The following is a 441-nucleotide window of genomic DNA, read 5'->3' as shown; positions in this document are numbered from 1 at the left end:
TCCATTTTCACACCATCCGGCACGCCGCTGTGGGATTGGGAATAGTAATGGTCGACCAAACTTTCCACTCCGCCAAGGCTAGAAGCCATTTTGACCGGTTTCATGTTTTTAATCACACTATTGGCCGTTTCACGCGTTTCGTTTTTGAGGTAGACCGTAACCACGCCGCCGATGCCTTTGGGCATTTGTGCTTGGGCGAGTTTGTAATGTTCGTGAGACGGCAGGCCGGGAGAGAACACTTTTTCAATGGCAGGATGGGCTTCCAAACGGCGCGCGATTTCGAGTGCGTTTTGGCAATGGGCGTGCATGCGGAGAGCCAGTGGTTTAAGACCGCGCAACACCAGCCAACAATCCATCGGACCGGCAATCGCGCCGGTATGCACCATCATGTTGTGCAAAGGCTGCGCCAGCTCTTTGGTTTTGGCAACGACTACGCCCATC

General features: G+C 53.7%; 1 protein-coding gene. It reads right to left on the bottom strand.

Going from position 1 to position 441, the window contains the following annotated elements:
* Positions 1-441, bottom strand: a 441-nt coding sequence (locus ACTHUE_RS20455) for a PLP-dependent transferase (protein WP_440424325.1), incomplete at both ends; no start/stop codon positions are given.

Source organism: Neisseria sp. P0021.S005, from assembly GCF_051956955.1.
This window is presented reverse-complemented; position numbering and strand designations above follow the sequence as displayed.